General features: G+C 69.0%; 17 protein-coding genes. 13 read left to right on the top strand and 4 right to left on the bottom strand.

Translation table 11 applies throughout. From position 1 onward, the window contains the following. Positions 1-372: 372 nt before the first annotated feature. Positions 373-4,641, bottom strand: coding sequence for an nSTAND1 domain-containing NTPase (locus JOM49_RS34820; RefSeq protein WP_209668395.1), 4,269 nt, complete (start codon positions 4,639-4,641; stop codon positions 373-375). Positions 4,642-5,863: 1,222 nt separating this feature from the next. Next, a complete protein-coding gene (locus tag JOM49_RS34815; RefSeq protein WP_209668394.1) occupies positions 5,864-6,508 on the bottom strand; it encodes a class I SAM-dependent DNA methyltransferase in 645 nt (214 codons plus the stop codon). Positions 6,509-6,632: 124 nt separating this feature from the next. Between JOM49_RS34815 and JOM49_RS34810 the strand changes: the two genes are divergently transcribed. The 6 genes from JOM49_RS34810 (at position 6,633) to JOM49_RS43470 (ending at position 10,704) form a co-directional block, all read left to right on the top strand. Then, entirely contained in the window at positions 6,633-7,124 is a 492-nt protein-coding gene (locus JOM49_RS34810) for a hypothetical protein (protein ID WP_209668393.1), read from the top strand. Beyond that, the gene (locus tag JOM49_RS44480) at positions 7,115-7,690 is read left to right on the top strand and encodes a deazapurine DNA modification protein DpdA family protein (protein ID WP_443626480.1); all 576 of its coding nucleotides are present in this window, start codon (positions 7,115-7,117) and stop codon (positions 7,688-7,690) included. The genes JOM49_RS34810 and JOM49_RS44480 overlap by 10 nt, the downstream gene beginning before the upstream one ends. After that, positions 7,687-8,679 carry a DNA cytosine methyltransferase gene (locus JOM49_RS34805; RefSeq protein WP_209668392.1) on the top strand — a complete coding sequence of 331 codons (993 nt, stop codon included), beginning with the start codon at positions 7,687-7,689 and terminating at the stop codon, positions 8,677-8,679. Before JOM49_RS44480 ends, JOM49_RS34805 begins: the two co-directional genes overlap by 4 nt. A 258-nt stretch (positions 8,680-8,937) precedes the next feature. After that, positions 8,938-9,423, top strand: coding sequence for a hypothetical protein (locus JOM49_RS34800; protein WP_209668391.1), 486 nt, complete (start codon positions 8,938-8,940; stop codon positions 9,421-9,423). 247 nt (positions 9,424-9,670) lie between these two features. Next, a complete protein-coding gene (locus JOM49_RS34795; RefSeq protein ID WP_209668390.1) occupies positions 9,671-10,045 on the top strand; it encodes a serine integrase family protein in 375 nt (124 codons plus the stop codon). 329 nt (positions 10,046-10,374) lie between these two features. Beyond that, the gene (locus tag JOM49_RS43470; RefSeq protein ID WP_245369573.1) at positions 10,375-10,704 is read left to right on the top strand and encodes a hypothetical protein; all 330 of its coding nucleotides are present in this window, start codon (positions 10,375-10,377) and stop codon (positions 10,702-10,704) included. Between the two features lie 1,059 nt (positions 10,705-11,763). Here the strand turns inward: JOM49_RS43470 and JOM49_RS34785 are convergent. Further along, entirely contained in the window at positions 11,764-12,174 is a 411-nt protein-coding gene (locus JOM49_RS34785; protein WP_209668389.1) for a histone-like nucleoid-structuring protein Lsr2, read from the bottom strand. Positions 12,175-12,585: 411 nt separating this feature from the next. Here JOM49_RS34785 and JOM49_RS44450 point away from each other — a divergent pair, with 411 nt between their 5' ends. From JOM49_RS44450 to JOM49_RS34755, 7 genes are all read left to right on the top strand, one after another. Beyond that, entirely contained in the window at positions 12,586-12,957 is a 372-nt protein-coding gene (locus JOM49_RS44450; RefSeq protein WP_372444234.1) for a DUF6338 family protein, read from the top strand. 429 nt (positions 12,958-13,386) lie between these two features. Further along, the gene (locus JOM49_RS34780) at positions 13,387-15,063 is read left to right on the top strand and encodes a hypothetical protein (protein WP_209668388.1); all 1,677 of its coding nucleotides are present in this window, start codon (positions 13,387-13,389) and stop codon (positions 15,061-15,063) included. Then, positions 15,060-15,464: a hypothetical protein gene (locus tag JOM49_RS34775; protein ID WP_209668387.1), complete on the top strand. Its 405-nt coding sequence runs from the start codon at positions 15,060-15,062 to the stop codon at positions 15,462-15,464. The genes JOM49_RS34780 and JOM49_RS34775 overlap by 4 nt, the downstream gene beginning before the upstream one ends. 50 nt (positions 15,465-15,514) lie before the next feature. Further along, positions 15,515-15,691, top strand: coding sequence for a hypothetical protein (locus tag JOM49_RS34770; RefSeq protein WP_209668386.1), 177 nt, complete (start codon positions 15,515-15,517; stop codon positions 15,689-15,691). 255 nt (positions 15,692-15,946) lie between these two features. Further along, a complete protein-coding gene (locus JOM49_RS34765) occupies positions 15,947-16,225 on the top strand; it encodes an alpha/beta hydrolase family protein (protein WP_209668385.1) in 279 nt (92 codons plus the stop codon). 63 nt (positions 16,226-16,288) lie between these two features. After that, positions 16,289-16,747, top strand: coding sequence for a hypothetical protein (locus JOM49_RS34760; protein WP_209668384.1), 459 nt, complete (start codon positions 16,289-16,291; stop codon positions 16,745-16,747). Then, a complete protein-coding gene (locus JOM49_RS34755; RefSeq protein WP_209668383.1) occupies positions 16,740-17,033 on the top strand; it encodes a transcriptional regulator in 294 nt (97 codons plus the stop codon). The genes JOM49_RS34760 and JOM49_RS34755 overlap by 8 nt, the downstream gene beginning before the upstream one ends. Before the next feature lie 360 nt (positions 17,034-17,393). Here the strand turns inward: JOM49_RS34755 and JOM49_RS34750 are convergent, their stop codons facing one another. Next, positions 17,394-17,981 (bottom strand): TIGR03086 family metal-binding protein, encoded by a 588-nt coding sequence (locus tag JOM49_RS34750; RefSeq protein WP_209668382.1) that lies wholly within the window; start codon positions 17,979-17,981, stop codon positions 17,394-17,396. Position 17,982 lies beyond the last annotated feature (1 nt).

The raw sequence follows: 17,982 nt of genomic DNA, 5'->3' as shown, positions 1-17,982 counted from the left end.
GGGACCACCCCCGCTCGCGCGGGGAAGACCGGGGAAGACGATGTGGACGGCGGGGCCGCGGTGGCGAAGGGGGGACCACCCCCGCTTGCGCGGGGAAGATACTCCCTGACCTGGGGTGGTGCAAGTGAACGCCGTTTTGAGTGGCGAACTAGAGCGGCCTTCACGGCGAAGATTGGCTTCGCGGCGGCTACCGCCGCGGCTTCGCGCTCCCGAAATCGCAGCGGGCGGGGCAGAGGGACCTGCTCAACGACTCCGGGGTTATCACCGCACGGACGCGACGTAGTCGGCGCGAAGAAGCGACACCAGCGCACGCTCTGTCTCACGACCACCGCCGGAGCACCACGCAGGACAAGATCGAGACGGCAGGACAGATCAGGGGCAGACCTGTCGCGCTGGGACGGGAGCGGGCAGACTGACCTCTTCTTCCGGGGTGAGGTCGCGGTGGCCGAGGATGCGGCACAGGTCCCGTGCCCACGCGGCGGGGTCGAGGGCGAGTGCGCCGCCCATCCCGTCCTCGCCGGCGTAGAGAACCGTCCGGCCGTCCTTGGAAACGTTGACGAAGGTGTACGGGCTCTGTTGCCTGGCGCCGTCCGGGCGCCCGAATTCGTAGGACTCCGCCGGGGCTTTCTCTCCGATCCGGTAGACGCGGATGGAGTTGTTCGCCGCGATCATGTAATGGCCGTCACCGTCGAGGAAACCGGCCCACCACCGCCTGCCGGTGATGTCGCTGAGGCTGGGCAACGATCCCAGCATCCGCGCCGGCGGGTCGCGCTGCCACAGTTCGACGACGCTTCCTTGCCTCATCAGGGCGAAGTAGCGGCCGCTGCGGTCGAACTGGAGGGCCAGTGCGTCGTCGGTGACGTTCATCGTGGCGGTCGTGTGGCCGGTGGAGAGGTCGACGGCGCGGACGACCGGATCGCCGTAGATGACCACGTGCACATGGTTGTCTCGGGGGTAGGGGCCCACTGCCACGTCCGGGACACCAGCGTCGGCGTCACCTCCGGGGTGCAAGGTGGCGGTGTCGAACTGCGCGAGCTGCCTGCCCGTCCGCGCGTCCCACTGCTGCACCTGCTTGCCCGACACGGTGACCACGTCGCCGGTCTGGCCGAAGAAGAAGCTGAAGTTGTTGTCCGGTCGCCGGCGTCCCGTGTGGAGGTAGTCGCCGGGTGCGGTCGGCGGAGGGCTCGGTGGCACAGCGGCGGTGATCCGGGCGATCTGCCGCAGGGTGGCGGTTTCGTGCACCACGACGACATTGGTGGCTTCCCGGTTCGCCACCAGGCTGCCGTCCCGGTTGAGGTAGAGAGCATTGTCCGGCAGGTCCTCCCGCGCTGCCGGGGCAGGCGCCTCGGCCAGCACTCGGTCGCTGTCCACGCCCGCGGGCCGGAGTTGAAGGGCGCCGTCTTCGAGCAGGCTGATCGTCTTGCTGCCGTCGTCGGTGAGCACCTGATCGGCGACCTCGAGGGTCCGCGAGCCGGGTGGCAGTTCGGTGTAGGTGATCTTCGCGCTCCCGTGACTGGCGAGGAGCAGTTTCCCGTCGGCCGATATCAGGTTCGAGGCGAAGGCGGTGCCGCTGGGCGGCACGTTGCCCCAGGAAACCTCGGTGCCGAGGTCCAGGTCCACGACCAGCACGGCTCCGTCCTTCAGGACGACCCGCTGCCCGGTCGCGTCCACGGCGTTGGAGCCGCACAGGTGCGATGAGGAACTGTAGGGGCGCCCCTCCTCGGTTCCCTCGGGAAGCCGCACCCGCCGCACGACCGAACCCGTTCCTTCCCGGTAGCGGCAAACCACGGCGGCCGTGCGATCACCGGAGATCGTGAACCGCAGATTCGGCTCCGGCGTCAGCACGGTGCGGGACAGTCCGGTGGCCATGTCCACCGCCACCAGCCCAATTGGAAGGCCGGGATCTTCGAGGCCGTAGGTCTGCACCAGCAAGGTCCGGTTGTCCGGGGTGATCCACAGCCCGTTGCCGGCGTCGGGCGGTACGGGAACCGATCCGGCGATGGCCGCGGTGTCCAGGTCCCACCAGACCAGGCGGTCGCGGGTCGGGACGGCCATCAGCGTGCCGTCCGGCGACATCGCAGCCGAGTGCTCCGGGCCGTTGTAGTACGCGCTCAGGTCGGTCACCTTGGGCAGGGTGTGCACCGGCCCGGCCGGGTCGGGCGCGTCGGCGTCCACCTCGAACCAGCCGGCGGTCCCGTCTTCGTTGACGAACCCGGCTCGCTCGCCGTCCGGGGACACCATGGTGTAGAGCACATGGCCCGCCTGCACCGGTTCACTGCGCACCTTGCCGGTGGTGGCGTGGACGAAGAGTCTCATCCGACCCAGGTCGGTGCTGGCGAGGACCACATCGCCGTTCCGGCTCGTGTGGAATCCGGCGATCGTGCCCGAGAGCCCGGAGAACACCCGTTCGGAGTCCGACAGCGCCAGGTACTGCCGCAGCAGCTGGTTGCGCGCCTCCTGGGTGGGCGACGTCTGGTACGCCGCGAGCGCGGTCATCACCGACAGAGCCGGTTCGTGCGCCGAGATGTCCTGCGAGTGTTGTGCCAAGGCGCGCGAGTTGGCCAGGGCCTCGCGTTCGCTGCTTTGCCACCGCGCGTACACGAACAGCGAGCTGAACGTCAGCGCTGCCACGACGACGATAGCCAGCCCGGACACCAGGAATCGTCGCTTGCGGGTCTGGACACGCCGGTGGACGCGGCCGCGCTCCAGGTAGTCGCGTTCGGCCGCGCTGAGTTCGGCGGCGTGCTCGGGCAACCATCGCCTCGCGACAGCCAGGGACGTCCGGCTCGGCAGCAGGTCGCGGGGCTGCCCGCCACGATGCCAGCGGTCCGTGTCGTGCCGCAGGGACTCACGCCAGTCCAAAAGGGAGCGGTCGGCGGCGATCTGCCGGGCGAGCCTGTCCCAGCCGGTGAGCAGCGCCTCGTGCGCGAGTTCGACGGTCTCGGTACCTTCGCTGCCTTGCAGCACCAGCAGCCGGGTGGCGGCCAGCCGCTGGGCGATGCGCCATTCCTGTTCGCCGAGTTCCGCGCGTGGCGCGATCCGGCGGGTGGGCGCCGACGTCCCGATCGGGATCCGCACCAGCTGGGTGAGCAGACGTCCAGCTGAGGGTTCGTCGGATGCGGGCACGTTCTCCGCCCAGGCGCGCTCGGCGTAGTCGCCCAGCGCGCCGGCGACACTGCCGATCTGTTCGTAGGCGTGGTGGGTGAGCACGCCCTTGTCCTGCCGTTCCCACAGCAGGTCCAGCGTGAACCCGAGCAGTGGCAAGGCGCCGGGCTCGGCACCGGCGTCGGCCAGGATGCGTTCGGCCAGGTTCGGTTCGTAGCGCACGCCCGGGATCTCGCCGACAGGTCTGGAGATGATCTCGTGAAGCTGTTCGGGACGCATCGGTTCCAGCGCACAAACCTGCTTGCTCACGACCGGCCCGAGCAGGGGGTGCGCCAGCGCCGGTTCGAGGAAGTCGGCCCGCAGCGTGCACAGGACTTTGACCGCGGGCGGGGTGCGGTCGTCGAACAGGATCCGCGCCAGAGCTTCGAGCTGCCCCGGGGGAAGGTCGAGCAGTTCCTCGAACTGGTCGACCACGACCAGCAGCCGGGCACCGTGGTGCCGGTCCAGGACGCGGGGCACGATCCCGCGCAGCCCCTGCTCGGCCAGGATCTCGGCCAGCGCGGGCGCCTCCGCCAGCCGCTGTGTCTCGGACAGCTCCGGCTCCAGGAGCGGCAGCAGCGCGGCCGCCAGGGCGTGCAGCGGGCTGGCGTGGTGGCCGGGCCGCAGGACGACCGTGCAATCGCCGGCCGCCCTGCGCCGCGGGACGACCCCGGCCATGGCCAGCGAGGACTTGCCACAGCCGGAAGACCCGATGAGGGTGGTCCAGCGCTCGCCAGCCACGATCCGCGCCACCTGCTCGCTCTCGGCGCGCCGGCCGTGGAAGAGCGCCGCGTCGATTTCCTGGAAGGGCCGTAGTCCCCGGAACGGCGAGGGCGGCAGGACGAGTTCACGTAGACCGGGCCAGGCCGTCAGCAGGCTGGTGGCAGGGATCAGGTAGCAGGCAGCCGGATGTCCGGATTCGGTCATCGCCACCATGCCGATCACCCCAGCCAGCTCGTCGTCCCACACCGGTCCGCCGCTGAACCCGCGGGAGACCGGGTAGCCGCTCCCGGCCAGGTCGGCCTGTACCCAGCCGTTGGCTTGCCGATGCCGCAACGTGCCGCTGTGCCACACACCGCCGGGGCGCCCGTCCGGCAGGCCGTAAGCCCGCGCCGGGTGTCCCCACAGCTCCTCCGCCTCGACCAGCCGGACCGGCCGGGCGTCGCGCAACGGCGCGTCGAGCCGCAGGACGGCCACATCCCCCGCGCCCGAGGGCAGTCCGGGAACCCAGTGCGCGATGCTCGCCACGGCCTCGACCTCGGCCCGCCCCGGGCCGAGAAGCGGCAGGTCCACCACGACGGTGGCCCCGGCGGGCGGCTGCGTGTCGTCGTCGATCCCGAGAGCACTGGACACCACGTGCGCGCAGGTCAGCGCGAGCGTGTCGGTGACCAGGAAGCCCAAGCCGACCGGGTGGCCAGAAGGCGTGAAGATCCGCAGTACGGCGGCGTCCAGCGAGCCGGGCCCGGTTCTCTCGGCAGCGGGTGGCGCCGCTGTCATGGCGCCGGTTCGCCGGCCTGCGCCGAAGCACCGGGAATCAGCTCCGGCAGTGGCAGCAGAAAGATCACGTCCACCCCTCTTGCCCGTCCCCGGCGCGACCGCGCCGGGCGGAAGCCCAGTTTGTCGTGCCGGCAGACACATCGCCCTGGTGAATACGGCGACAACACCAGAATGGAGCAGCCGGCAATCCGAACCTCGGCGGCCCATCCCGACGCGCGCGTGCAGGGAAGAACGGTACTTCGACCTCCAGGTGACGAAGTGTTACGGAGCATTCCCGCTCGCGCGGGAAGACTCGTACCGGGCGCCGACGATGCCAGGCAGCTGCGGACCACTCCGCTCGCGCGGGGAAGACGACGTGACCGGAACGCTGGCCACTCACTTCATTGGAGCACCCCCCGCTCGCGCGGGGAAGACCTCGGCGTGGACTCGGACAACGAGAACAACGGGGGACCACCCCCGCTCGCGCGGGGAAGCCCGAGAAACTGGCCGAAGTCCGCATTGGTCGCCGGACCACCCCGCTCGCGTGGGGAAACGGTGACCGGGGAGAGGCGCGAGTGAGCCCCGCCGGAACACCCCCGCTCGCGCGGGGAAGACACTTCTGACCTGCGTTGATACGGAGCGGAACGTCGTTTGTGGTGGCTAACTGAAGCGGGATGTGCGTTGGATTGTCAAGCTGGACTGCTTGCCGAACTCGACCCGGTCGACACTCACCTCGCTATTCACGCCACCCTGCAGCAGATCAGGCAGACGGGCGAGTCCCGTGCATCCCTGCCGAGCCGAAACCGGGAGTCCGAAACGATGACCACGTTGGCCAGCCACCGCGAGCCCACTGCTCCCACCGACCTGCTCAGCGCCCTGCGCGCCGCGCGTGCGGCCGGAGCCGACGCACTGGCCGCCACGCTCGACGAACACGGGCTGCAGGCACTCGACGGTGGTCGCAACAACGACGTCTTCGCCTGGGCTGCGGCCCCCACGCCAATCTGCATCAAGCTCTACAAGAAGACGGACCGGCGGCGCGTCGAGCGCGAGTGGCACGGCCTTACTCACGCCGCCGGCCTGGGCAGCGCACCGGAACCGCTGTGGCTCGACGAGGACCCCGAACAGCCGGCCCTCGGCATGACGCTGCTGCCCGGCTCGACAGCATCGACGAGGCCACCAGCACCGCTGGGAGCACACCCGCACGTCCTCCGGTTCCGACTGGCGAGCCCGACATATGCAGAAGTTAGGACTTACTGCGTGCAAAAAGAATCGCTTGCTGAGCTTCCGCATCCGGGTCGAGCAGCATCTGAGCCTCGACCACGAATCCGGCATCGCGCAGCCAGGATGCCACCTGGTCAGGCTGACGGCGGTGGACATGGACCTTCACCGGGTGACCGCCATAGCCCTCCGTCTTCAACCGCGACTCGTCGCCGACGTGAAACAGGAGCTGCAGCGGTCCGCCGGGACGCAATGCTCGGTGGAAGTGCCCGAACACAGTCGGCACCTCGTCGTCAGGGATGTGGATCAACGACTGCCAGGCGAGCAGGCCGGCCACCGAAGCGACGGGGAGGTCCAGGTCCGTCATCGAGCCCACCTCGAACCGCAGGCCGGGGTGGTCGCGCCGGGCCACGTCGATCATCCCAGGGGAGAGGTCGACACCGAAGGCGTCGACACCGAGCTCATGCAGGTGGGCGGTGACTTCACCGGGGCCGCAGCCGATGTCCGCGACCGGCCCGCCGCCAGCGATCCGCACGCTGTCGGCGAACAACGCCAGAGCCGCGCGCAGGTACTGGTGTCCGGCGAGGGCGCCGCGCACTTGGTCGGCATAGCTGACCGCGACCGTGTCATAAGAGGTTCGGGTGTCGGCCAACCAGTCATCCGTGGTCATGACCGGCACGATATTCCATGATCACGACCTCGTGGACGGCCGACGCAGAGAGACCGATCATCGGCCGCCAACTGGCCCAGAACTCCGCCATGTTTCCGCAGACCGCAATGCAGGAGAGCACATCATGCCGCTGACAACCGAACAGCGCCGCCGCAACGAGACCAGCATCCGTGCTGCGATGGACCGCCTACTGCTGGGGCAGCTTCCAGCCCGCGGCGGTTGCGACCTCAAGACTCTCGCACGAGAAGCCGGCGTCGCCAGAACGGGCTTCTACGCACGCACCGACCCGCAGGGCAACCAGCGGCCAGGGCCCTATCAGCACCTGGCCGAGGAGTTTCAGCGTCGGCTGGCCGATCTCCGCGAGGCGGGCACCGTCTCAGACCCGCGCGAACTCCAGATCACCAGGCTGAAAGCCGAGAACGCCAAGCTCCGTGAACGCGTCCGGGAACGCGATGCACGGATCACCGAGCTCACCGAGTTCAAGGAGCGCGCGTTGTCACAACTCGCCGCGCAGCACGAAGAGATCCTCCGGCTTCGACAACGCGCCGACTCGCCGAACAACGTCCGCACCCTCCCCACCGCCAGGAAGTCGAGGATCACCGGACCATGCGGCTGAACGAAGATCTGTTCCAAAGGAGTACCGCGACACGACATCACCCATCCACCGACCGCAAGTTCGATCGTCTAACGTGGACGCACACGGCTCCGATGGGCTTCACTGGCTGGTCGCAACGCGACACGCTCACAACGGGACACGGCCACTGCCGCGACAACCGGCGCCAGCACAGCGGCGAAGTCGAGCGCGTCGTGCGGTCGCTGCACGCCCGCGGTCTGCGGCTGCACTGTTTCGGGGTCAAGACCATCGGCTTGGCCCGCTACGGCGAGGTGATCTGCTCCAGCGACTCGGCAGCGTGGAGTTTCAGCGGCCGCTATCTGCCCGGCTGCACCCCGAGCCACCGCAGCGAAGCCAACTGCCTGGCCTACGCCCTGGCCTGGCACACCCGGCTACAACGAACCCTCACCCGCCCGGCTCGGCACGCGAACACCCGGCGTCCTGCGTCACGGCCCTCGCCACGCAGTTCCCCTTCTTCGCGGCCGAGCAGCGCCCGGCCAACGCCGCGCCGGACGGTCACACGCCCAGCCACGAGCCGCGCTCCGCTGAGGAAGGGACCGCAGCGATGACCACACTCCACCCCGACAACGCCGTGGGCGGCCGGGACGCGCTCGAGGAGTTGCGGTTCGTGGCGACCGCGGGCCCGGTGATCGGGTCGTTGTGCACCGGACTGGCCGGCCTCGACCTCGGCGTCGCCACGGTGCTCGGTGGCCGGATCGCCTGGTACAGCGAGATCGACCCCCACGCCGCCAAACTCCTCGCCGCACGCCTGCCAGGTGTTCCGAACCTGGGTGATCTACGCGCGGTCGACTTCGCCGCGGCCGCACCGGTCGAGGTGCTCACCGCGGGGTTCCCGTGTCAGGACATTTCCGCGGCCGGTCGGCGCGCGGGTATCGAGAAAGGCGCTCGCAGTGGACTGTGGCACACCATCCTGGACGCCGTTCGCGTACTGGGACCGCGCCTCGTCGTCGTGGAGAATGTTGCCGCCCTGCGCTGGAAAGGCGGCGGCCTCGACCGTGTACTCGGCGGGTTGGCCGAAGCGGGGTATGACGCGGTCTGGCGTTGCGTACGAGCCGCCGACATCGGTGCCGCCCACCGACGCGAGCGGGTGTTCCTGTGTGCCGTCCCCCGCCCGGAATGGGATGCGGATGATGCCGACCCCGCAGGCCCGCGACGGGGAGCCACGCGGCCCGGCCGACCCGGTACGGCGCCGCGCGGGCGGGCACCAGGTCAATCTCAACGACGCGGTCGACTCGGTGGTGAAACCGGGCCAGTTGTTGCCGACGCCGACGGCAGCGGACTCGCGGTCGGCAGCGATTCAAACCGTGCGCAATCCGGGTCGTCCGATCCCGGCCGGCTGCGTGACGCTGACCGACTCGGTGCGGCTGTTGCCAACCCCGACGGCCTCGGGCGCGAAGAACTGCACCCACACCACCCACGACGGCGGACCGTCTCTTCCCGACCGCGCCCGCGCACTGAGCACCCCGACGTCACCGACGCACGGAATGTATTGCGCGGCAACGCAAACGCCGGGGGAAGGGAAAGGAGGGATTCGTAGCTGTCTTTCCCCGGGTGCGTGGGGCCCTGCTGCCGACACCGACCGCGCACGACGGTTCTTCCAACGGAATCTCCGCCACGTCACGACAAGGAGGCCCGTCTCTCTTGGACAGTCTACGACTTCTGCCGACCCCGCGGGCGACCGACGGCACGAAAGGCTGCCCCGCCCAGCGCGGCTCGAAGGGCGACCTGATGCTGCCATCGGTCGTCATCGCCGTCACCACACCGAAGCCGAAGCCGCGCGCGCGGAAGGAGGTGAGTGATCGTGGACACCGCCCGCGTCCCGCGCGCCCGCTACACCGCACGCGGTGAAGCCGTGCTGGTGGACTGGGGCGAGTACGCCGCCGCCGTGCACCGCTGGGAACTCATCACCGGCCGCCCCGCGCCGTACCCTACCCAGCCCGGGCGCCACGGACGTCCCGTGCTTGCGCCACCGTTCGTCGAATGGCTCATGGGCCTGCCCCCGGGCTGGGTCACCACCGAGTACCTCGGCCTGCCCCGCACCGCGCAACTGCGCGCGCTGGGCAACGGGGTCATGCCGGCGCAAGCCGCGCACGCGCTACGCCTCTTGCTGGATGACCTGACCCGGCTGCACCAACCGCCCTGCTGCCCGCCGCCCACCACGACGCGCGAGGCAAAGGCCCGTCCGGCCCGAGCGCGCGGTGGCTCGACGCGCCCGCCGGATTCCACCCGGGCCTCGACCGCCGCACGCGGTCGCCGCAGCGCTACTCGCTCACGCCGCTGAACCTGTGGCGCTCCGGGGTGAGGACACCGCCGAGCCCGCCCCGGAGCGCCACGCTCCACCCGCTTCCCACGACTCGACTTCTCGAAGGGCTTTTCGCCATGCCCACACACAGCAGGAACCACCATCTCGCGCCGCGTGTGCGCCGCTGGGCCCGTACCGCTCGCCACTGCCCCGGCTGCGATACCGGCGACGACCGAACCGAGCCCTCGCCAGTCACACGCCCTTCGCTGTTCAGCCCGCGCATCCGGTGACGCGACGGTCGGCCGAGGCAATCGCTGTCCTGATCCGCGAGGGCTGGAACGTTCACCACCCGCCGTACGGCTACACCACGATGACCGTGGCCGGAGCGCAGAGCCGACGCGGCACTGCCCGCACCCGCCTGACTCCGGACCCGCGCCGAGCCCCGGTGGTGCACGACGTCTTCAACTGGCGCGCGGTCACCGGCCTGTCCGTCGAACACATCACCGCACGACTCGACGCCGACCACGACCGCTACCCGCCGCCCGGAACACACCTCTCCTGGCCGCCCACAGCAGTCACCGCGATCCTGACCAACATCAAGTACACCTGGATACCAGGCCACCAGCACCCGCGACGAGAACGGTGCCTTCCGGCCCGCTGAGCACTGGGTGCTTTCCGCCCAGCCCGCCCACCGCGCCCGGGTCGCCCCTGCCCTGTCCTGGGCGGCTCAAGAGCCCACGACCAGCGTGCGGCGCATCCTGCACCGACTGCTCGCCCCCACGGACTCACCGCCAACCAAGACCGGAAGGAGGAACTGTGATGGCATCACGTCCACCGGCCGCAGCGCGCACCACCACCTCGCGCCCGCCGAAGCTCTCCCCAGCACGACGCCGGCCGTCCGCGACCGCGGCGGTCCGCCGATCCGGTCAACCGCGTATCGAGCGTTACCCCGGCCAGCCACGGGGCCGATACCTGAGCCTCGGCGCCGGGGTGCAGAGCCTGACCGTGTTCCTGCTCGCGTGCGAGGGCCAGATTCCGCGCTTCGACGCCGCACTCTTCGCTGACACCGGCTGGGAACCCAAACAGGTCTACACGCAACTGGACACCGCGCGCCGGATCGGCGCGCAGGCGGGAATACCAGTGCTGACGGTGTCCAGCGGCAACATCCGCCACGACGCGCTCAACCCCGACGCACGGTTCGTCACCATGCCGCTCTTCGCCAAGAACCCCGACGGCTCACGGGGAATGGCACGCCGGCAATGCACCGGCGAATACAAGATCAAACCCCTCAAGCGCGCGATCCGCGACATCCTGGGCTAGCCCCACCCCATTCGTGTACCCCGCGGGGTGTACGTCGACCAGGCCATCGGTATCTCCACTGACGAGGTCCACCGCGCCAGAGACTCCGACGTCAACTACACCGCAACATCTTCCCGCTGCTCGACCTCAACCTGTCCCGCTCGGACTGCCTGACGTTCCTGGCCGAGCGCGGGCTCGGGGACACCGTGAAAAGCGCCTGTATCGGCTGCCCTTACTCAGGCAACGCGCGCTTGCGCTGGATCCGGAAGACTGATCCGCAAGCCTGGGCGGACCTGGTCGACTTCGACAAGGTGATCCGCAACGGCAGTCCACGGGCTGTCGCTGACGGCAAACCCCTCCACGGCCAATTCTTCGTTCACCGATCACTACGCCCACTCAACCGCGTTGATCTGGACACCACGGGAGTCCAGTCCGCGGAGGACGAGGACGACCCGGATGGCTGTTCCCCCTTCTCCTGCCGCTCAGGAGCCCCGGCGACACCGCCAACGAATCCAGCACAGCTGGCAACAACTTAGCGTCCACGTGCGCGGCCATGGCATGAGGCACACACCCGCACGGCACTCAACAGTGCTGACCGGACCACGTCACGTACCGAAGGAGCACTCAGTGCGAAACCCCGGAAACGACCATGGACATCCAAGCCGAGTCGCTTGGAATCAGCTCCACAAGAGCGCCGTCATGGCATGACAAGCTGAGAACCGCCACCGATCTGCTCACCGCCGCCCGCATGCTCCGTATCGGTCGAACTTACGCACACGTCTTGCCCGAACTTGCCCACGACACTGCCGAAGCCGCCGCCTCGATCGCGTCACACCGCGACCAACGCACACTTCCAGAGTCTCCTGACCCCCCAGCGCCGCACAAGTCCGCCAGACCATTTGCGGGGCCTTCAACTGCCTCAGGCGAAGCGGCCGACACACCTTCACTGAGACACGAACAGGACTCTTATCGGCCATAGCACGGCCGAGTCATCGTGGACAGATCGGAAAGTCAGCGGTCACCCGGCATCGCCGATCCGGAAAGGTCATTCAGGATCGTTGACGCCGGGCTCGACCGGCACTACTTTGCCGCCACCTTCTTGCGCACGGCGCGCTTGCGCGGGGTCTTGGCAGCCGCCGCGACCGACTTGCGCTGGGCCGCTTCGAACGCTTCGGTGATCTCGGCAGAAATGCGGCCGCGCTCGGACACCTGGTAGCCGTTGTCCCTGGCCCAGTCCCGGACCTGCCGGGCACGCTCGCGGTCGGCACCGCTGGAGGAGGAAGTCGACTCGCCGGTGGCCAGGCGCACCTTGCGCCCGCCCGTGCGCCGCCCGGCCGCGACGAACCGGGAGAGTTCGTCACGGAGGTTAGCGGCGTTGTCATCGGACAGGTCGATCTCGTACTGAACACCGTCCAAACCGAAGGGTACGGTCTGAGTGGCGGTTCCGCCATCGATGTCGTCGATCATCTCGACGAGGACTTTCTGTGCCATCTCAGCTCTTTCTACTGTCTGCGGGTTGGCTACGGCCAGCGTACTGCATCACGAAACCTGGAACCGATTCGTGCGTAGCGGCTTAAACGAGGATCGGTGAGTCTGTGTGGCTACAGTCCGTTCGCTTCGAACATGTCCATCCGTTTCGTTCGCGCGTCCGGTTGAGATCGCTGTGTGTGGAGAACGTGGTGCCGCTGTCATGATGTGGACAAGCTCAGCGATTGGCCTGGTCGGCGACAATCCGGTGTCCCGCGCTGGTTGGGGCAGCAGCGAACTTGGTGACAACGTTTGGATCGGCGCAGGCGGCGGAGTGGCCGTTGAAGTGGTGTGGACGAGGAAGTGTCCACTCGCGATGGCGAGAGGGGCGGCCATCTTGGTGTGGGTGCGGCCCATTGGGACCGTCTTCGCCAGATGAGAGCGGATGTCGCGTCCCGTACGGCGGCCGGCCCCGCGTCGTCGACGCCGACAAACGCCGCATTTTCGATCGCGGTGGCGCACCGGCGAGCTGGGCTGTCCGCGCAGCCGCGGTTGGTGGGAGTTGTCGCGCTCTTGCTGGTCGCTGTCCTGCCCGCGACCGCCGCCCTTGTGATGTCTTGGTGGCAATGCTGCGGCTCGGCGGCCCGCTTCAGCACCACACCGACCGCCTGGGACCACACGTTCCGCGATCGCGGACCGTGCTTCGTCCGCGTCTGGCTCAAAGACGGCGGCTGGTACGGCTGCCGCTCCTACGTCACCTCTTACCCCGACGCCGGCGAACTATTTCTCCAGTGGTTGGGCGGGTAGTGCACGCCGGCGCTGATGCCCGTGGCGCGTAGCCGGGCATGGACGCTGGCGCGCAGTGGCCCGGAAATACGGCTAACGCAGTGGAACGGCACCGTGTTCGCACCATCGAGATCGACCAGCACAGAGTCGGGGGAGGCCGATCAGCGCGGTGCGTAGCGCGCCAGGGTGCTGGCATCGGGCGGCGACGGCAGGGAAGTGAGCGAACTGGACGCGCCCGATCGCGGTCGGGAGCCGTACCTGCTTGCGGCGGAAGACCGCAGCCAGGCGAAGAGTGAGTTGTCAGCGATCTTGGCGACCAATCCAGCACCGTGCGAACCAACGGCTGTTGTCTGTACCGGTTCTGGATCGGATTTGTATCGCCAAGCGGACGCTGAGAGCCAGCTGGGTTCTAACAGAACCCCAGGGCGGGGCGCATGAAGGAGGCTGGCTGTGCAATGGCGCAAGGTGACCACGCCGGTGAAGGTGGCCGGGCACGTGGGTGTCGGAGCGGCGATGACGGTGCTATTCGGTCTGTGGGGCGCCACGACGTCGCAGGCCAGTCCGAAAGCGGCCGCAGCGCCACATCCCTGCGCCTGTAAGGGACCGGGGACCTTGGAAGGCGATAAGGCCGGTGCGGCCAAACCCACTGCCCCGAAATCGTGGGAGAGCGTCGCCAAGCAGTTCAAACCGGCACCCGCTCCCAAACCGGCGAAACCAGCTCCGAAGGCCGACAAGGCGGCTCCGGAACGCAAGCAGCCGACACAGTCGCGGCCGGAGCGAGATGACTCGAAGGACACGCGCAAAGAACCCGAGCGCGATGACCGGCACGACGAGGATCGGGATGACGACAAGCGTCGCGACGACAACGATCAGCACGATGAGTCTCGCGATGACGACCGGCGCGACGCGAATCGGAATAACGACGATCACCGTGACGAGGACCGCGACGATGATGAGGAGCGCCGCGACCGTGATCGGCGCGACGACGACCGCCAGGACGACGACCGCCGAGACCGGGACCATCAAGACGACCGCCAGGACGGCGACAAAGGCGAACGGGCTGACGAATCGGACAACGACTCAGCCGACGCCGATGAGGTCGACGAGCGGGCGGGCGAGGCGGAGGAAACCCTGGAGGAGCCGGACCTTGACGAACCGGCTGACGAACCGCAAGTCCCAGAGCCTGCCGTCGTCGAGTCTCCTGCGGTAGCCCCCCAGCCTTCGCCGTTGCCTGAACCCCAGGCGGTGAAGCTTCGTGCGGCCGCGGCTCCGGCCGTGTTCCGCACTTCGTCGCGGACGCCGAAGCCGCGGACCACGCTGGCGTCGGCGGGCCAGCCCGCTCCGCCGCCGGAACCCGTGGTGGAGCAGGGCGCGGACCTGCCGCAGGCCCAGTTCGCCAACGGCACCTCGCTCGTGGTCATCGGCGATGAGCACTACCTCAACGGCGTGCTGTTGCCCAAGACGATCGGTCCCCAGACCTCTGACGGCCTGGCGATCGACTTCGACAACTGGCTGGGTGAGTGGGCGGGCAGCATCCTGTGGAAGGGCCTGGAGGGTCGTGACGACGCCGCCGAGATCCTGCTCCGGGAGTACTGCACCGACCGGCCGGCCGCCTGCGGCCCGGACCTCGCGGCGCAGTTGACGGCCGTGGCACCGGGTGTACCGGTCCGCGTGTACGAGAGCGGGCTCGGCGGCATCTTGAAACCGGTGGCGCGGGCGCTGAGCTTCGGTGCGAAGGTGCCCAACCTCTCCGAGTTGGCCAAGGCGGGCACGGTCGCCCGGATCGGCGACTTCGGCACGCAGACGGACGCGCTGCTGCACTTCGCCAAGCATGTGAAGGGCGTGCAGATCAGCAAGAAAACCGGTAAGACCGTCGCCAAGAAGGGCGGGGCCGACATGCCGGAGTTCCTCAACTTCGCCGAGTACCGCACCGCGGCGCGTTCGATGATGGGCGCCGGGCGGCCGAACGGTGTCCTGGAGGCGTTCAGGGCCAACGGTGACGTGCTGCGCGTGAATCCGCAGACCGGCTACTTCGGCATACGGACGAAGGAGGGCGTTATCCGTACGTTCTTCCGGCCCGACGGCGATCCCTTAGCCTATTTCATCAAGGAGGCGACCACGCCATGACGCACATCGCACAGGTCCCGGAACGGTTCGCCGAGGTCGTCGCGGATTTCGGCTGGCGCACCGCGCCCGGCCCGGAACAACTGGCCGGGCAGTGGGAGCAGGTCGTCGACCTGGTCGAAGCCGGGTACGAGGACAACATCTACGAGTACCACAACGACCTCACGGTCCGCGGCCTGATCGACCGGCTCCTGACCGACGAGGAGCTACGCGGCGACGAGCGCCTGGACGGCTTCCGGGCGCGCATCGCCCAGGTCGACACCCGGTTGCGAAACCTGCTGACCTCCGCGCCGGTGCACGACATCGCCGGTCCTTGGTGGGAGACGCGGGTGCCCGTCTACGCCGGTGAGGAACTGGCGAAAGACCTGCGAGACAGGTACGGCGTGGACGTCGAGGTCAGGTGAGGTGCCCTAACCGGCGTCGCATCGAGGTTGACCAGCGCGAGGTTCACGTCGTGGGCGCGTGCGAGGCGGCGGGCGTAGTTCAGGTCCTCTTCGAAGTGGGTCAGCGCGTCCTCGACGCGGTCCTGGGCGAGCGCGACCAGGCCGAGCCTTCGACCGACCGGAGCGCGATCGCCTGGACACCACCGTCGGCTAAAGCCCCGGCGGGCCGGGCGAACGTCATGCACTGAATGACCTTCGCCCGCCCTGCTGTCGCCTTGCTGCTGGCGGTCGTGGCTTGCGACAACCCACCCCGGAGTGCTGCACCACCTGAGCGCGCCCCCGCTCCGCTCGGTCGCCGCGACGTGCATGGCCCTCACGTCGGCCTGGCCGATCTGTGCCGTCAGGGCCACGGAGGGACCACCCCGCTCGCGCGGGGGCGACACTTTCCGACCCGCGTTGATATGGAGCGGAACGTCGTTTCTGGTAGCCAACTGAAGCGGGATGTGCGGTGGGTTGTCGGCGAAACCTTCGACGCCGTCCCGGATCCGGCGATCGCCGGGATGGGTGCCTACACCCGCCTGTTCTGCGACTGGACCCCGGCGCGGACCGCGGTGCCCACGCTGCTCCTGCGCGCCACCGAAGCCGCCGCGGAACAGGACTGGCCCCTGCCGCACGACTGCCTCCGCGTCCCCGGCGACCACTTCACCGTGCTGAACGAGCACACCGCCACCACCGTCGACGCCATCCGCACCTGGGAAAACCCGCTGGCCGCCACCGGTTGACTTGCCCGGTCGGAAAGTTATGGTTGACTTGCCGGGTAGGCAAGTCAACCGGGGAGCGGGCCCATGGATTCGGCCGACGCACGGGCAGCACTGCACCTGATCCGTCAACGCGAGCGCCAGGTCGCCGAGGAGGCGTCGCGGGCGTGGCCCTCGCGCTGGCTCATCCCCGCCACCGCCGCCGCTGCGGGGGTGATGCTGGCTTCCGGTGATTTCCGTGGAGTGCCGGGGGTGTTCTGGGGTTCGCTGGTCGCGGGCACGCTGGTGTTCGCGGGCGTGTTCGTCGTGGCCGCCAGGCGCGCCCGTGCCGTCGGCGTGGTGTACCGCCCACGCTTCCCGGGGCGCCTGTTCGCGGTCTGGGCGGGTGGCGCCGCGGCGATGATCGCGGTGGGCATGGGCGGGCCCCCGCTGGCCCGCGCGCTCGGCGTGCCGTGGCCGTACACGCTGTCCGGGTTCGTGCTGGCGGCCGGCATGGTCGTGACCGCGGTGGCCACCACCCGCCTGACGCGGGTGCCGCGTGACTAGAGCGGCCGGGTTCAACGAACTCATCCACGCGCCGACGAGGCTGTCACTGGTCGCGCTGCTCGCCGCGGCGGAGTGGGCAGACTTCGGCTTCGTCCGGCAGAGCCTGGAGTTGAGCGAGTCCGCACTGTCCAAACAGGTCTCGACGCTCAGCGAGGCCGGTTACGTGGAGATCCGCAAGGACGGCGCCGGGCGCAACCGGCGTACCCGGCTGCGGTTGAGCCCCACCGGCCGGGCCGCCTTCCGTGACCACGTCGCCGCCCTGCAGAAGATCATCGGGCCGGGCTAGCGGCGGGCGACCAGCAGCCGGGCGCCGGGAATGATCGTGGACCCCCCCGCTCGCGCGGGGAAGACTTCCACAACGGCATCGAGGCGGTTTGAACGGTAGCGATGGACTCGCCGACCAGTTCGGAACGCGGTCGAGCTGGAGGTCAGCAAGCAGCTGGGGTTTCGCCCGGTACCCGCCGTAACTGGCCGGGCTTGTTGCCCACGTCCGAAGAGCCTAGAAGGTGGCAAAGGTCGTAATCAGCTTCTGGCTATCAGCCCGGCGCCAAGGTATCCGTCGCGACGTTCTCCAGCCGCCTGCGCAGGAGGTGCCCTGTGCGGGACCCGACCTCGCCGCACAGGGCCGGTGGTCCACAAAGGATACTTACCGGGTGGCGGCTCCCGGGGTCCAGGCCGGGTCGCGGCCGATGAAGGCCATCAGCCTGTCCTGCGCGGGGGCGTCGTCCGCGACGGGCACCGCGGCACCGAATTGCCCGCTGTCGCGCAGCATTTGCTCCATCGGCTTCATGGCTGCCAGCGCGGCATCACAGCGTTCCTCGCCCAGCTCGGGTTCTCGGCCGAGCGCCTTGGCCAGATCCCAGGAGTGCGCCCACACGTCAGCGGTGTAGAACTGGTCGATCGCCTCGTCCACCGGGTTGTCCCCGGTGTGCGGATTGCTGAGCACCCGGCCGGCGGGGTCATCGACGATGGCCTGGATGTCGGTGACCTGCTGCTTCCAGGCCGCGACCGGATCGGCCTCGACGTCGAGGGCGGGCAGTTCGATCCCGGCGCCGGTCAGGAACCCGCGTGACCATTCGACCAGGTGCTTCACGATGTCGAGCGCCGTCCACTCCGGGACGGGACTCGGCCGCGCCCAGTCGCCCGGCGAAGCGGACTTGACCAGCTCGGTGAAGCGGGCCGCGTCGTGCGCGTGCTGCTGGGCCGGGCCCTTCGGCACGAAGGTCTCAGTCATT

Origin of the sequence: Amycolatopsis magusensis (assembly GCF_017875555.1) — a bacterium.
Taxonomy (GTDB): domain Bacteria; phylum Actinomycetota; class Actinomycetes; order Mycobacteriales; family Pseudonocardiaceae; genus Amycolatopsis; species Amycolatopsis magusensis.
Note: the sequence above shows the minus strand (reverse complement) of the source record. Positions and strands in the feature narration are given on the sequence as shown.

What these genes read in the sequence shown, in the direction of transcription:
- JOM49_RS34815 (WP_209668394.1), bottom strand. Translation starts at nt 6,508, where the DNA reads ATGACCACGGATGACTGGTTGGCCGACACCCGAACCTCTTATGACACG.
- JOM49_RS34760 (WP_209668384.1), top strand. Translation starts at nt 16,289, where the DNA reads ATGGATTCGGCCGACGCACGGGCAGCACTGCACCTGATCCGTCAACGC.
- JOM49_RS34750 (WP_209668382.1), bottom strand. Translation starts at nt 17,981, where the DNA reads ATGACTGAGACCTTCGTGCCGAAGGGCCCGGCCCAGCAGCACGCGCAC.
- JOM49_RS44450 (WP_372444234.1), top strand. Translation starts at nt 12,586, where the DNA reads ATGAGAGCGGATGTCGCGTCCCGTACGGCGGCCGGCCCCGCGTCGTCG.
- JOM49_RS34810 (WP_209668393.1), top strand. Translation starts at nt 6,633, where the DNA reads ATGCCGCTGACAACCGAACAGCGCCGCCGCAACGAGACCAGCATCCGT.
- JOM49_RS34775 (WP_209668387.1), top strand. Translation starts at nt 15,060, where the DNA reads ATGACGCACATCGCACAGGTCCCGGAACGGTTCGCCGAGGTCGTCGCG.
- JOM49_RS34805 (WP_209668392.1), top strand. Translation starts at nt 7,687, where the DNA reads ATGACCACACTCCACCCCGACAACGCCGTGGGCGGCCGGGACGCGCTC.
- JOM49_RS34785 (WP_209668389.1), bottom strand. Translation starts at nt 12,174, where the DNA reads ATGGCACAGAAAGTCCTCGTCGAGATGATCGACGACATCGATGGCGGA.
- JOM49_RS44480 (WP_443626480.1), top strand. Translation starts at nt 7,115, where the DNA reads ATGCGGCTGAACGAAGATCTGTTCCAAAGGAGTACCGCGACACGACAT.
- JOM49_RS34820 (WP_209668395.1), bottom strand. Translation starts at nt 4,641, where the DNA reads ATGACAGCGGCGCCACCCGCTGCCGAGAGAACCGGGCCCGGCTCGCTG.